The sequence below is a fragment of the Lactiplantibacillus paraxiangfangensis genome, assembly GCF_036246185.1.
Lineage (GTDB): Bacteria > Bacillota > Bacilli > Lactobacillales > Lactobacillaceae > Lactiplantibacillus > Lactiplantibacillus paraxiangfangensis.
This window is the reverse complement of sequence record NZ_BTPW01000016.1, coordinates 1-15802: the sequence shown is the minus strand read 5'-3', so window position 1 is coordinate 15802 and position 15802 is coordinate 1. Positions and strand designations below refer to the sequence as shown.

Here is a 15802-nt window from a genome sequence, read left to right as displayed (position 1 = left end):
ATATTTACTTTATCCGACCAATTTCAATACGGGCAAGGGAGCAACTTTATCATGGAATTGAATCATACAAAAAACGGACTCACCATGAAAAAAACACATTACAAAATGTATAAAAAAGGCCGTATTTGGCTCTTCGCCGGCGTTCTCCTTGTAACTGGTTGGCAAAGCAACCTACTGGCTCATGCGGATAGCAATAATGCCAATACTAGCAGCAGTAGTGATAGCACTGACGTTGCCGCTACTAGCAGTCTCAATAACAACACGGTCACTTTAAGTACTAGCCAGTCAGCAACTAGCGCCAGTCAAACATCAACGACTAAAGCTAATTCAACCAGTACCACTGTCTCACAATCAAGTACGGCTAGTAGCACGGCTACTTCGCAATCCAGCGCAACTGATCAAAACAGTGTAAGTACAGCTAGCAATGCAACCAGTACCAGCGCAGCCGCTTTACAATCAAGTGCAACTGATAACCACAGTTTAGATACTGACAGTAGCGCGACCAGTTCGGCAGCTCAGACCAGCAGTAGTGCTAGCACGGTAAGTACCCAATCGACCGCAACCGACACCGACAGTCAGGCCACGTCAACGGTGCCAATGTCCGTAGCGACCGCCCCATCTAACTTGACTAGTCAGGCGCAAACACCCGCAACCAGTCAAGCAGCTACCCCCACGCAAAACGTCGCAACTAACGAGCTAGCCACCGCAACTACCACGGTCACCTCAACGAATCCTACTGATCAACTTTCTCAAAACTTAGCCAGCACGAGCCTCAACCTTTTGGCAAGTAACGTTGCCGTTGGTGCGGCTGCCAATCTGGAACAAAAAGTAACTAATTCACGCGCCGCATTGTTACGGACCGCTGCGTTAGCCGCCGATATCGCCAGTGGGACGGACGGGACGAGTGCGTGGACTATTGACAGCGCGGGCGTTTTACATATCAATGCAGGCACCCTGGACGCCTCGGGTGCCGAACACAGCAAATGGGACGCCTATGCCAGCCAAATTACCGCCGTTTCCATCGACGGTGCGGTAACGGCCCCAACCAGTTCAGCCTACCTCTTTGCCGGCTTAACGAACGTCACTAAGTATGTCAATTTAGACCAGTTGGATACTAGCAACACGACGTCAATGGGTTGCATGTTTCAAAATAACACGCAATTGACTAACATCGACGTGACCAGTTTTAAAACTAGTCACGTGACGCAAATGCAATACATGTTTGACGGCGACACTAACCTAGTTGCCGTTAACGCCGCTGGACTAGATACGAGTAAGGTCACGAATTTCGGTGCCATCTTCATGAACAACTCTTCTCTAACCAACCTCGACCTGCATACTTGGAATACGACTAACGTCACCAACTTAACTTGGGCTTTTTACGGAGATTCCGCCTTAACTAACCTGGATGTTGCTAGTTGGGATACCAGTAACGTTAACAGCTTCAGCGAAGTCTTCCAAAATGACCGGAGTCTAGCCACGCTAGATATTAGCAATTGGAAAACCGATAGTGCGACCGACTTCTATGGGACCTTTTCCGGTGATACTGTATTAACTCAATTAAATCTCTCAGGTTGGAAAACGAGCCACGTCACAAGGATGAATAGTATGTTCGCCAACGACAAGGCCTTGACATCGTTAAATCTCAACGATTGGGACACCAGTAACGTTAACAGCTTTAACGAGACCTTCAAAAATGATCAGAAATTAGCCACGCTAGATCTTAGTAATTGGAAAACCGATAGTGCGACCGACTTCACCCAGACCTTTTCTGGTGATACCAGCTTAACTCAACTCGACCTCGCAAACTGGAAAACAAGCAACGTCACTACCATGAATAGTATGTTCACCAATGACAAAGCCTTGACAGCGTTAAACCTCAATGATTGGGACACCAGTAACGTCACCAATTTGAATGACATCTTCAATGGCGATTCAAGCCTCACAACATTAAGTCTTAATAACTGGGACCTCAGTAACGTCACTACCATGGCGCCTAGCTTTGCTGGTCTCAATAATTTAACAACACTCACCGCCCAGAACTGGAAACTGAACAACGTCATTACTGATTTCAGTGGCTTATTTAGTAAATTATCCAGCCTTAAAACTGTGGATTTAAGTGGCTGGACGGCTGAAGGTGTTACCAGTACCAAATCAATGTTTTTTAAAGATCCGCAATTAACCACTGTCGACTTAAACAACTGGAATCTAGAAAACAATCAGGATATGTCTTCAATGTTCGCGGAAGATACTAGTTTAACGACCGTTAAGACTGTCGGCTGGCAAACAAGCCACGTCACAACGATGCGGAACATGTTTACCGATGACAGTGCCCTAACCGATCTAGACGTCTCCGACTGGAATACTAGTCGTTTAACCGATGCCGGTGCCATGTTTTATAACGCAAGTGCCTTGACCAACTTAACCGTTACTAATTGGGATATGAGCAAGCTTCAATTAGCCGATGGGATGTTCAGTTCAATGGCGGCACTCAAAACACTCGACGTTTCTAAGTGGCAAACACTAGCACTTACAGACGCAAGCAACCTGTTTTACCACGACGGTGCCCTGACCGCGCTCGATGTCGCTAATTGGGATACGAGTAAGGTCACGACCATGTCACAGATGTTTGACGGTATCGCCAGCGTAAAATCCTTAGATGTCGCCAAATGGAACACCGGTAACGTGACAGATATGTCGCAGATGTTCTACGGTGCAACCGGTTTAACCACGTTAGACTTAGACAATTGGGACATGCAAAACGTCACGACCATCTACGGCATGCTTTACGGGATGTCCAAGTTAGTCACTTTAAACGTCAATAACTGGAACTTAAAGAGTTTAACTGACCTGGGATTCTGGCTAACCGGTGATGCCCAGTTAGCAACGGTCATCGCCAATAATTGGCAGCTAGGTACTGGCATCACGAGTATCAAGTCATTATTCGCCGCGTTTTCAAATTTACAGACGCTCAGCGTTAATGATTGGGACACGAGTCATTTAACCGATATCAGTTACCTGTTCAACAACGATGATAAATTAACGACCCTGAGCGCCAACAACTGGAGCTTAATGAATCTCACCACGATGGACCAAAGCTTTGCGCAACTGAATAGTTTAATAACGCTAAGCTTAACGAACTGGAAAATTAGTAGCGCCATCACGAGCTTGGGTAGCTTTTTCTCCAACTTCCCTAGTTTAACAACGGCTGATCTAAGTGGTCTCCAAGCAGACGGTGTCACTGATATGTCTTACATGTTTGTTTACGACACCGCATTGACATCGTTGAACGCGGCTAACTGGCAAGTGCCAAACGTCCAAAATATGCACGAAATGTTTTATCAAAATTATCAACTCGCGCACTTAGATACCACGAACTGGCAGCTTGATAATTTGACCAATGCCCGTGACATGTTTTTCCAAGACGGCGCCCTAACGACCCTTGACGTCGCTAACTGGGGCTTTCAAAACCTCGTTGACGCTGGGGGCATGTTCTACGAAGCAACCGGACTGACCACGCTAGATACAACCAATTGGGATCTACGGAAACTCCAGCTTGCCGATGGGATGTTCAGTACGATGAACAGTCTAACCAGCTTGCCAACTCAAAATTGGCACTTGGATCAACTAACAAACGGTGGCGACATGTTCTACGAAGACGCCAAATTAACGGCTTTAGACGTCACTAATTGGAACTTGGCAAACTTACAAGACGGCTTCGCGATGTTCAGTACGATGAGCAGTCTAACCAGCCTGCCAACTCAAAATTGGCACTTAGATCAACTGACGAACGGTGTCAACATGTTCTACGAAGACGTCAAATTAACGGCTTTAGACGTCACTAATTGGAACTTGGCAAACTTACAAAACGGCTTCGCGATGTTCGATGGAGATAACGTCTTAAGTACTTTAAACACCGCCAACTGGCAACTAAGCAATCTTCAAAACGCCTATGCCATGTTTGCTGATGATCATGCCCTAGAAACATTAGATGTGGCTAATTGGAATCCTAGTCAGCTGACAGATGCCGGTGACATGTTTGATGATGACTTTTCAGTTAAAACGCTGGACGTCGCTAATTGGCATACGCCAAACCTAACGAATACTTATGAAATGTTCAGTCGCGATTATGCGTTAACCAAGCTTGCCTTTACTAATTGGGATACTAGCAAAGTTACCGACATGGGGAACATGTTCACTAGCGATAAATCCCTAACCGACTTAGATATTTCCAGCTTTGACATGTGTGCCTTGACCACGGTTGCGCCAATGCTAACGAACACTCCCGTTTTGAGTACGTTAGTTTTAGGACAAAATGCCCGGTTAACCGGTACCGACACCAACATCGACCTCAACGACGTGCCAGACAATGACCAGTATGATGGTCACTGGGTCAACACGGCTAAACAAATTTATACTTCCAAGGACTTAATGGCTAAATACGACGGTGCAACCATGGCCGATACCTACGTTTGGCAAACCGATAAGACGACCCTGACAACGAAAAACGCCATCGTCAACCAGACACCAGCCAACACTTGGACGATTGCAACCAACCTTGATCAAGCCACCGATATTTTTGGGGATGACTTACCCGCTGACGGTCTGATCGTCGTTACCGCTACGGATGACAGCGACAATTCAGTTACCCCAACCACGACTAAACCCGGGACTTATCAATTGGTTTACACGTACGTCGACGCAATCGGTAAACCCGTTACGGCCAAAGCAACGCTAACCGTGATTGGGTCTAAAGTTAGCGTCACTGGTCACGACAGTGTCATCAAAGTGGGCACGCCTTGGCAAGCTAGTGACAACCTGGATCAAATCACCGACTTTACTGGAAAAACGGTTGCTAGAGATGCTGCTACCGTCACCGACAACGTTGATACTACTATAGCTGGTAGCTATTACGTCACCTATCAGTTCACCGACGAATTCGGTAACGATGCAACGACGACGCACATGGTGGTTGTTGATGGCACCGCCATTACTGCCCATGACGTCACTTTGACCCAAAATCAGCCTTGGCAACCCGAATCGGCCGTCGACCAATCCCTCGGTGCCGATGGTCAGCCACTCGCCTTTAAGCAATTGACTGTCAGCGGCGAGACCGTTGATTCTAGTCAACCTGGTACTAAAAATGTCACGTATACCTACACGGACCAATACGGCATGACGGCAACAGCAACCATTAAGGTCACCGTTGTCGCCTCTAAAGCCACAGTCCAAGCCAAGGACGTCACCCTCATGCAGGGGCAAACCTGGACACCGGCAGCTGGCTTTATCAGCGCTACCGATACAACGGGTCAAAACGTACCATTAACTGGTGTCACGGTTACGGGCAACGTCAACACCGACCAAGCTGGCCAGTACACGGTGACCTACCGCTATCAAGATTGTTACGGCAACGCGGCGCAACAAGCATCAACCGTGACCGTCTTAGCTGCCCAAACATCCCTTGACGTGACTGACCAAACTATCACGGTCGGCGTCAACGCAACGTGGCAACCAAGTGATAACTTTGTGAGCGCCACCGACGCGTATGGAAACGCAGTTAGCTTTAATGCCATCACCGTTACGGGCGCTGAAGATGTCAACACACATCAAATCGGCACGTATATGGTCCGCTACCGCTATACCGACGCGTTTGGCCACCAAATCACCAAGCCAGCCCTCGTTCACGTCGTTGCCACTAAAGCTGACATCGTCGTTAAAAACCTAACGCTGAAAGTTGGCCAAACCTGGACAGCGGCCAATAGTTTCGTCAGTGCGACGGATGCAACCGGCAAAACCGTTGCGCTAGCGTCAGTTACGGTCACCAACAACGTGGATACAAGCCACGCTGGCAATTATCAGGCTATTTATCACTACACGGACGCCGCGGGCAACCTCATCACAACGATTGCGCTCGTTACGGTCACCGGTCAAAATTCCATCACTGGCGGAACGACCAATAAGCCAGGAACCGGCGATCACCCGACGACTACCCCCGACAATCCTCACACCGTGAAACCTGGAACGCCGACCGCAACAACTAAGCCGAATACCGGTAACCCGACTCCTGGAAACACGGCCCAACTACCGGTGAATAAACCAGCGACTAGCGGTTCGACGGACCAGCCTACTGCCGACGATGTGCACCAGAATACAGTTAACAAACCGGCAACAACCTTGCCGCAGAATGTTAAGAAGTCTGATAACGGCTCGACTGTTCAATCTGATACTGACCACGTAAACCCCGCAACGACCCAGAAACTGGCGAATAAACCAGCGACTGCCTCGCCACAGGCCACCAAGTCGTCGCATAACGGTTTGACCGTTCATGCTACTACCGATCACGTGAACCAGAACACGACGGACCAGAAACCGGCACACAACTCGGCAACAACCTTGCCACAGACCGACGAACGGTCAGGCAACGGTTGGACCGTTGTTGGCGCTCTGATCATTAGCTTAACAAGCTTGGTCAGCCTTGCTGGAACCCGCCGTCAAAACAAATAAGTTAGACTAAAAAATCCCGTGAATAAGCAACCAATTTAGGTTGTTCATTCACGGGATTCTTTAGTTAATAGCTATTTTTTCAAATATTAATACTAAATCAAAGTCTTTACGGCAAAGTAAGCAATCACAATTACCCCAAGGACGATTCGGTACCAACCGAAGATCTTGAAGTCGTTCTTCTTGATGTAATCCAGTAAGAAACGAATGGCTAAGTAGGCCACAACGAAGGAGACGATGACCCCAACGGCTAAGACCACGCCTTGTAGGCCGGCTAAGGAACCCCCGTGGGCGAAGAATTTCACTAACTTCAAGAGTGACGCCCCAAACATCGTTGGAATCGCCATGAAGAAGGAGAATTCAGTCGCAACGTACCGTGACGTTCCAATCAAGATGGCCCCTAAAATGGTTGCCCCAGAACGTGACGTCCCCGGTACCAATGATAAGAGTTGGAAACACCCAATGAATAAAGCCGTCGTAAAAGGTAACGTCTTCAAATCAGCGAACCGTGGTGTTAACGCCTTGTTGTGGTTTTCAATCACGATGAAGAGGATCCCATAAACGATCAAGGCAGCGGAGACCACTTCCCAGTTCATTAAATGTGCATCCATCCAGTCATTCAATGGTAACCCAACGATCACCGATGGAATCACGGCAAGGATCACTTTACTCCATAACACCCACGTATCGCGCTTTTCAGTACGATCTTTGCGCGGTGACAACGGATTCAACTTATGGAAGTACAAGACAACGACCGCCATGATGGCCCCTAATTGAATCACCACGTTGAACATGTCCGTAAATTGCGTGGACTGTTGCATCTTGATGAATTCATCAACTAACACCAAGTGACCCGTCGAACTAATTGGTAAGAATTCAGTAATCCCTTCAACAATCCCCAAGATTACCGCTTTAAAAATATCTAACACAAGCGAATTCCTTTCTTTTTAAAGGCCCGGTTCACTAAAACCGCGCAGATTAAATTGGCAGTCATTTTGACTGTCAGCTTATTCACATTATAGCAAGCGACTATCTGAGATAATAGCATTCAAGGGTATCTTTTTCGTAAAGATTACTTAGGTAGCGCTGCCAACGCTGATTCAAAGGCGTCTTGAGTTTGATCATCAAAACAAACAATCTCAATCAACGTAACACTTTTTGCGGTACTTGTGGCCGTCTGCTGCAACGTTTGCAAGGCTAAGGGAGCGGCAATCGCTAGTGGAAACCGATAAATCCCGGTACTGATCGATGGAAACGCCACCGTTTGACACCCTTGGGCAGCCGCGACATTCAAACTGTTCCGGTAACTATTCGCCAGCAGCGGCACCTCGTTATGCTGACCACCCCGCCAAATGGGACCGGGCGTATGCACCACGTACTTGGCAGGCAACTGATAGCCCTTCGTCAGCTTCGCTTCACCCGTTTCACAACCATGGAGAGCGCGGCAAGCCTCAAGTAACTCGGGACCAGCCGCACGATGAATGGCGCCATCCACACCACCACCACCTAGCAAACTCGTATTCGCCGCGTTAACGATGGCATCCACCGCAACTTTGGTAATGTCGCCATGAATAATTTTAATCGTCACCATGATTAAGCCTCCCCTAAAATTAGCCGGACACTCATTTGCGCCTGGCGCTTCAGTTGGGCGGCACCCGGATTTTGTTTGGCTAGCAGCTGGAGACCACTCCGAACCTGCATCAAGCTCGCCGCTACCTCGGCCGCCGTGGCTGGTAACTGGTTGGCCCGCGGCACCAATAGACCGGCTAAGCGCGATTGTAAATTCGTATAAACCGTTTGGAGTTGCGCGGCCACTACCGCATCCCGTGCCCCCACTTCGGCCATTAGATTAACCATCAGACAGCCTGCTGGCCACTGTTCACTTTGAAAAGGCATCAATAAGCAGTCCGCTAACACGGCAAATAATGGCGTCTGACGCGCCCGGTCCCGTTCGATCAACTGCGTGAGTTGCGCATCCAAAGTCGTTTGGTATAACTGTAAGCATTGGCGTAACGCCACCGCCTTACTATGATACTGCCGGTAAAATTGCGAGCGCGATAAGCCGCTAGCCGTCACCAAATCGGCGACCGTCGTTTGACCGTAACCCGCTTGCCAAAATTGAACCATCATCGCCGTTTTAGCGGTCGTTTCTACTGATGCCATTCAAATTCCTCCAATCACTTAGTCTGCAATTAAATACTGAATTCCACGCACTATTGACCATAAGTAACTGCCTAACGCGGCAATGGCTAGGACCGCCATTAAGACAACGGCTAACCAACCGCTATTGACAAAGTTATTCATGACCATCCCCGTCACACCGAGAATGATCACAAAGATGATGCCCATCACTACGGGTAATAAATGCAACCAGAACGCTTTACCCGCAGCCCGGTGTGCGTCCGGATTGTTACCCGTCAGTAGCCATACGATTAGTGGAAACAGCACGGGTAAAAAGATAATACTCAGATAGCTTAAACTATTAATTACGCGATTATTGGTCATTATTAAACCCCTCTTCATCCCTTTTAATCCGAGTATAGCGAACCCACCCACCACTCGCAAATGATAAAGATAACTTAAAAAGGTTAGAAGTCTCTCAAATTTCGTTGCCCGACTCAAAAGACGTTGGGTGAATCTGCTATAATTAAGTCGCATTAGTTAAGATGCGGAGGAAATTATCATGGCGAAACGAATTAGTTTTAACTTTAAATGGGTCGCGTTACTCGCCACCCTAGTATTTAGTTTAGGCAGCTGGCAGGCCATGGCACACGCCGACGATACCAGCGACGAACCGATTGTCACGCTGGGAAGTAGCTTAACCAGTAGTCAAAAAACAGGCACCATCAAGACGTTAACGAGTGCTTTAAGTAATGCCGACAACTACCAAACTTTAACGGTCAACGGGGACACCTTGGTCAAATACTTGAACCCAGCCGGTGAAAGTTTCACGAGTAGTTCGGGTGTTTGGTCCAGTGCAATGATTGAAAAGACCAGTTCTGGTTCAGGAATCAACGTTAAAATTCTCGACTACAATGGGAGTAACAACATCACGACCATTACGGCTGATCAATATAAGAACGCGGCGTTAACCGCGGGGATTGCGGATGCCAACATTTACATCACGTCCGCTACACCGATTGATGGTTCGGGTGCCCTTGCCGGAATTTACGCCGCCTATGCTAAGAACGGCAATAGTTTAAACGCCAAGCAAGTCAGTGCCGCCCAAGACGAATTGGGGACACTGAGTGGAATTACGAAGGACAACAAGAACAAAGACGGCTATACCGATGCGCAGTTAAACAACGCGGTGGCTGGCGCCAAGCAAGAAATGGCTAAAAAGGGTAGCAACGTCACTAAAAACGAAATTACAACGATTGTTAACCAACAAATCACCAATAATAACTTAACTAATGTCATTACTAACAATCAAAAGACCCAAATTATTAATTTACTAGTTAAGGTCAGAGACTCGGGTGCGTTAGATTCATCGAGTTTCAAGAACCAAGCGAGCTCCCTCATGAAAAACATCCAGTCTAACGCTAAGGGTGTTTTCAGTAAACTCAATACCAAGGAAAATCAAAACTTACTCCAAAAGATTTGGGACGCAATTGTGAACTTCTTCAGTTCGATTTTTAAATCCATCTTTGGGTAATTGATCCTTAATAAAGGGCTGTGACCTAAAAGGCCCTTATAACTGAAAATAGACGTACAACCAAATTTTTGGCTGTACGTCTGTTTTTCATAGTACAAATTTTTTAAGGCTCAAAAAAATCCTATCAATTCTAGATAAGTCTAATCTTCATCATAGGTAATATCATCAAACTTTTTGGTTCCTTGCTGTTTTGCCATCGCCGCCGTACGGTAAGATGTCATGTAACACAAGACGTCCGCACCCCCAGCACTAATTAATACGTCCGTTGACTTACCATTAACGGTCTCTTGCTTAACACCATAATACGAACCGGCACCAGCGCTCTGATTCCAACCACGCACGTTGATCAGCTCGATGCCGTCGCGATTATACACGCCGCCAACCCGATCCCAGTCGTTATGAACGTTAGACCGATCATCGGGATCACTGTCATCATCCATATACCAAGTACTCGTATATGGCTTATCACCCGCACCTGGAAATGTAATCGTGTGTGCCGTAAAGGTTGTCTTGGTCATCTTACCCTTGTCATCAACTGAGTACCAGGTTCCCTGCATTGCTGAACTGATGTCGTACGGCTTTGGCTTGTTACTATCACTGCTACTGTCCTTAGTTGTCGTCTTCTGACTCTTAGTCGACGTCGTTGCTGACTGACCATTCACGATTTTGCTGAACCCGTCGGCTAAATCCGTATTTTCTGTAGTTTTAAAGTAAACTTTATTTTCTTCATTACCCTGGTTTTGTTCAGTGATCAAAACCACTGGCTCCCCCTTATGCAAAGTAAACAGGTAGAGGTGTGAGCCCATTGAATTTTCATGTTCTGAGTCCGAATAGATCGCCACAACTTCGTAATCGACCGGGCCCTTCCCATTATCGGACCAAGCAAAAGTCGCAGCCTGGTTATTAGCCATTAAATTATCCTTTTTAAATTGCGCCGGATACTTCAACCCATAAAAGTCCGTATTATTATTCGGACCGTAGCTGTCGTACTCTTGCTTCATCGTCGTCCCCCAGCTATCCATGAAGGAAGACAATTGTTGGCTCTTCTCATCGTTCCAAGGACCGCTCTTCTGGCTTGTGCTGTGCTCGTTCGATACTGATGGTCGCGCAGCTAGCTTACCAACGGACGACGACTTACTTTTGGCCACCTTCGATGATGAACTGGACTTAGGCTGTGACGACGTGCTCCCCTGATTGCTACAAGCCGCCAGTAAACCGCTTAAGACACTGACCGCAATAATGATACCCTTCCGCATTTTTGTGAACCCCTTTTAAATAGATTGATTTACATTTTTATTAAAACACTTTAAAATTAGCAATTCAATTTTGATTGAACCTAATTTGGTCACCGTGTTCACTACTGTGATCCAACCGGTACCCCCAATCTAAAAAAATGGCCCAGCAACAAATTGCTGAGCCATTTTAAATGCATTACGCTTCTGCGCGTTTAATGTCTGTATAAGTCGTCTTCTTGGTTTGTTTGCTAGCGTTTTCGTTAACAAACTTGTCCATGAATTCATCAACTAAGTCTAATGTTTGGTACTGCTTAGCTAAATTGAAAGACTGACGCCATTCACGGTTCCGTTGTAACAGTTCAGTAAAGACTTCGTGTTCAACCCGTGCCCCTTCTGGCGTTAACTTCAATACCTTGTTACGCCGATCATGATCTTCGGCTTCTTGGTATAAGTAGTCTTTGCGTAATAAGCGGCCAATTAACCGTGAGATAGCTGACCGAGTTACGCCATGACTTTCAGCGATATCCATCAAACGAATTTTACCCTTAGCTTCTGCAATATCGTATAAGATGTAAAATTCGTCTAACGTAATCCCGTGTTCTGTAGCTGGCTCTGCAAACATATCCGACAAGTTTTTAAAGCCATGTAAATACATATGGCTAAATCGGTTAAAAAATTCCATATCGTCATTCATTTTCAAGTCTCCCTTTCAATCTAAAAGTCGAATTATTACTCAAACAAACCCTTCATAATTCGCCCCATAGCTTTTTCTAAAAAATTAGTAAGCGTCGTTTATCATTTCCCCGCTTTAAAGTGTACTAGTATATTTTAAGGAATACAAGTTTTTAAGGTTACTTTTAATATTAAATTTGTATTTCAGCACGTAAATTAATCGTGGAATGTTCGTGTAAATTGGTAATAAACGCTTGATAATACCGATCCGTACAATACTTAGCCGTACTCAAGTAGATCTGATTAATCTTTTGTGAATCCTCACCTAATAATAGGTAGAACGCGTGATCAATATTCTCTGCAATCCCCTCGACACTAGCTCTAAGCAGCTTACGCTTAAAGAACACAGCCATCCCACCAGATACGGCAAAATTGGTGGCGTAACGAATCGTCAAGGTCTCACCGTCAACCCCGATGGCTTCGAGCCAATCCAAGGTCACCAAGACAATTTCGGTCGTCAGCTCCGGACTTTCAAACACATCTTTAATAAAATGTTCGATGGTCGGGTTCTCATCCAGCATCCGCAGTAAAAATCCCATTTGGATCATGGTCCGTTGTTCAGCTGAAAGTGCCGTCAGCTGCTCATTTCCGTAAACAAACGCGCTAAGCATTAATTCATTCAGCATGGTACTTAGCAAGACAATTTTCTTAGGAAAATAGTGCTGTAGCAGTGATTTACTGATATCACACTCATCTGCAATATCCTTCATCTGAACATTATCGTAGCCTTGCTCGGCAAATAATCGAAATGCAGCGTTCACAATTTCCATTCGCCGCTGCGTATTCCGTTTTCGTGGCATGAATGGCACATCTCCAATCATGATTAGCACTTATCACCGCCGTAACAAGTCCCAATCATCTTCGATTTGGTTATTAGAAATCAAATGACCCTTATAATTACGTCCACTAAATAAACTATACTAATATAGCTTTCAACGCAAGTACTATTTAAGGGCTGTCGTAAAATTTAATTTATTATTGATATAAAATTATTATATAATACCTTTTGCACAATCTTTCAAATTCATATCTTTGACTGGTCAATAACTGTTTTCCACTTGCGATTTTTCGGGTTTTAGATCATAACAAATGTCTTCTATAATAATAAATAAAGCGCTTTCACATCTGCTTTTTTGTGATAAGATTAATCTATCAACTGAGACAGGGAGGCACTTACTATGAGCACTGATAATTCATACCCACTAGCCGATATCGGCCGTAGCAACCCCATTTTTTCACAAATTCGTTCCACGGTTGAAACGGCATTCTATGGAAACAACATGACCCACATTACTGACGTCGCCACCGCCTACGAGTTAGCGACTCAGGACCCCGGTACGGTCAAAACCGACTTACCGATCTATCGGCCAACTGATTTAGGCCTGCCTGAAGACGCTAAGATGCTCGTCGCCAACACCGGTAAAGTGGTTGGTCGTACGGCCCAAGCTCGCCGCATTCTCGGCAACGCTGGGGTGGACGAAGCCGACATGGCGGGTCGTCTGCGACAAGCCATCTATGCCAGTCGGCAACAACAGTTCATTAAAACCGACGTTTTTGTCGGTCTTGACGAAGACTTCATCGTCCGGGCACACTTAGCCGTTCCTGAAGGATTTGCCAACAACCTGCTCTCTTACATGCTGAACTTTCAGCCGCTGACAGATGCCTACAAGAAGATGTTTGCCGATTCCGTGGCGTATCCTGAAGGCGACATTTATATCTACGCTGACCCCACGTACCACGATCCCGATTACCCGGACGGCTTAGCCATCTTCGATCCCAAACATAACGTTGCGGCCATTTTAGGCATGTCCTATTTTGGCGAGCTCAAAAAATCAACGTTGACCCTCGCTTGGTCAATTGCGCACCGCCACGGCTACGTTTCTTGCCACGGTGGCCTAAAAGCCTTCCACTTTAAAGACAAACAGGACCAAGTCTTCGCAATGTTTGGACTGTCGGGTTCTGGTAAATCGACCCTGACCCACGCTAAACACGGTTATAAGTATGACATCACCGTTTTACACGACGATGCGTTCGTGATTAACCGAAAGACTGGTCGTTCCGTTGCTTTGGAACCGTCTTACTTTGATAAAACCAACGATTACCCGATGACTTCGAACGAAACTAAGTATTTCATGACCGTTCAAAACGTTGGGGTAACGCTGGATGCCAACAACCGCAAAGTTCTCGTTACTGAAGACCTCCGTAACGGGAATGGCCGGACCATCAAATCGCGTTACGCTTCCACTAATCGGGTTGATAAGGAAAATGCCCCAATTAACGCCATCTTTTGGATTATGAAGGACGACAGCCTGCCACCCGTTATCAAAGTGGACGATCCGGTCTTAGCCGCAACGTTCGGGGTAACTTTGGCCACTAAGCGGAGTACCGCTGAAAACATCATCGGCGACGTGGATCGTGACGCCCTAGTCATTGAACCATTTGCCAATCCATTTAGGGTCTACCCACTTTCGGAAGACTATCACGATTTCAAAGCCTTACTAGAAGAACGGCACCTTGATTGTTACCTCCTTAACACCGGTTTCTTCGGCGATAAAAAGATTCCTAAGGAAATCACCTTGGGCGCCTTGGAAGCAATCGTCAATGAAAGCACTGAGTGGGAATCCTTTGCCGGTTTAGACCACATGCAAAACTTGAAGTTGGCCGATTTTCCCGTTGACTACGACAATCGCGATTATCGTAAATTAGTCGCTGCGCGCTTAGCTATTCGGGCTAATTTCGTCGATCAATATCAGCATAGTAATAACGACCAACTACCACACGAAATCACAGATGTTTTGATGAAATTGCACAAGCAACTGCTTCAATAATTTGTAAAACCATAACTCGGATGGCATTCATTCCCCGTTTTAAATGAATTAAGGTTATAATAAAAGTATCAGTTACAGAGCACTGAACTTTTACGAATTCTAACAATCGGGGTGAGGAGCATGGAACTACCATTAAGTCAATTATCAGAAAAGATCATTGCGTTTGAACGTGATCACCACTTCACGGATAATGATCTGGCCTTTGGCAGTCAACTATCAGTTGAACGGATTCACAACATTAAATCCGGTGAAGTAACACCAACACAAGAAGAGCTACAATTATTGAAGAAATTCATAAACAGTAAGGCTAAAGCTTAACCTTTAAATTATTTACAAACAAACACCCCGCAGCTGAACTGCGGGGTGTTTTGTATCATGAATTATTTTGGCTCTAGAATATTGGGTGTTGATGGATTTCCATCAACACCCAGTTTTTGTGTAAAATAAAAAGGACAAATCTCCTCAATGCACCACTAGCACCGACCAAAGTAAAAGTAAAGGCAAGTGAGAAAAGATGTCCCAAAACCATTTTATCGAAGATACTCTTCAAATTAAAGACCCAAATATTATTTGTACTGATATTGATAGTAGTGATCCAAGCAAACAGGTTGTTCACGCCAAACTGACCTATCCTTTAGAGAACTGCCCACTTTGTGGCCAGCCAGAAGTAGTACGTTTTGGGACTAATCTAATTAATGTCAGAATGCCCCCAGTCAAAGAACGGCCAATTATTTTAAAATTGCGTAAGCAACGTTATCGGTGTAAATCCTGTAAGCATACTTTTAGCGCACAAACATCATTAGTTAAACCGCATTGCCAGATATCAGAAGATACGAAGCAAATGATTATCT

At 45.9% G+C, this 15802-nt stretch carries 12 protein-coding genes; 5 read left to right on the top strand and 7 right to left on the bottom strand.

From position 1 onward, the window contains the following. Positions 1–51 precede the first annotated feature (51 nt). Positions 52–6504 (top strand): BspA family leucine-rich repeat surface protein, encoded by a 6453-nt coding sequence (locus AAA939_RS09745; protein WP_338230862.1) that lies wholly within the window; start codon positions 52–54, stop codon positions 6502–6504. Between the two features lie 92 nt (positions 6505–6596). Here the strand turns inward: AAA939_RS09745 and AAA939_RS09740 are convergent, their stop codons facing one another. The 4 genes from AAA939_RS09740 to AAA939_RS09725 form a co-directional block, all read right to left on the bottom strand. Then, on the bottom strand, positions 6597–7430 hold the full coding sequence (locus tag AAA939_RS09740) for an undecaprenyl-diphosphate phosphatase (protein WP_338207821.1): 834 nt from the start codon (positions 7428–7430) through the stop codon (positions 6597–6599). Between the two features lie 143 nt (positions 7431–7573). Then, positions 7574–8092, bottom strand: a complete 519-nt coding sequence (locus AAA939_RS09735) for an O-acetyl-ADP-ribose deacetylase (RefSeq protein ID WP_338207820.1) — start codon at positions 8090–8092, stop codon at positions 7574–7576. A 2-nt stretch (positions 8093–8094) separates the two neighbouring features. Beyond that, positions 8095–8664, bottom strand: coding sequence for a TetR/AcrR family transcriptional regulator (locus tag AAA939_RS09730; RefSeq protein WP_338207819.1), 570 nt, complete (start codon positions 8662–8664; stop codon positions 8095–8097). An 18-nt stretch (positions 8665–8682) separates the two neighbouring features. Further along, positions 8683–9006, bottom strand: coding sequence for a hypothetical protein (locus AAA939_RS09725; protein ID WP_338207818.1), 324 nt, complete (start codon positions 9004–9006; stop codon positions 8683–8685). A 178-nt stretch (positions 9007–9184) separates the two neighbouring features. On the opposite strand from AAA939_RS09725, the gene AAA939_RS09720 reads away from it, so the two are divergent. After that, complete coding sequence (locus tag AAA939_RS09720; protein WP_338207817.1) at positions 9185–10156, top strand: DUF1002 domain-containing protein; 972 nt, start codon at positions 9185–9187, stop codon at positions 10154–10156. Positions 10157–10296: 140 nt separating this feature from the next. Here the strand turns inward: AAA939_RS09720 and AAA939_RS09715 are convergent, their stop codons facing one another. The 3 genes from AAA939_RS09715 to AAA939_RS09705 form a co-directional block, all read right to left on the bottom strand. Beyond that, entirely contained in the window at positions 10297–11412 is a 1116-nt protein-coding gene (locus AAA939_RS09715; RefSeq protein WP_338207816.1) for a DUF4767 domain-containing protein, read from the bottom strand. Between the two features lie 175 nt (positions 11413–11587). Next, on the bottom strand, positions 11588–12085 hold the full coding sequence (locus AAA939_RS09710) for a MarR family winged helix-turn-helix transcriptional regulator (RefSeq protein ID WP_338225868.1): 498 nt from the start codon (positions 12083–12085) through the stop codon (positions 11588–11590). A 169-nt stretch (positions 12086–12254) separates the two neighbouring features. Next, the gene (locus AAA939_RS09705; RefSeq protein WP_338207814.1) at positions 12255–12923 is read right to left on the bottom strand and encodes a TetR/AcrR family transcriptional regulator; all 669 of its coding nucleotides are present in this window, start codon (positions 12921–12923) and stop codon (positions 12255–12257) included. Positions 12924–13301: 378 nt separating this feature from the next. On the opposite strand from AAA939_RS09705, the gene AAA939_RS09700 reads away from it, so the two are divergent. From AAA939_RS09700 to AAA939_RS09690, 3 genes are all read left to right on the top strand, one after another. Continuing rightward, positions 13302–14951, top strand: coding sequence for a phosphoenolpyruvate carboxykinase (ATP) (locus tag AAA939_RS09700; RefSeq protein ID WP_338230861.1), 1650 nt, complete (start codon positions 13302–13304; stop codon positions 14949–14951). A 120-nt stretch (positions 14952–15071) separates the two neighbouring features. Next, positions 15072–15269 (top strand): LBP_cg2779 family protein, encoded by a 198-nt coding sequence (locus AAA939_RS09695; protein ID WP_057705508.1) that lies wholly within the window; start codon positions 15072–15074, stop codon positions 15267–15269. Between the two features lie 196 nt (positions 15270–15465). Continuing rightward, positions 15466–15802 (top strand): transposase family protein (locus tag AAA939_RS09690; protein ID WP_338230860.1); only part of this gene is annotated, 337 nt, incomplete at its 3' end.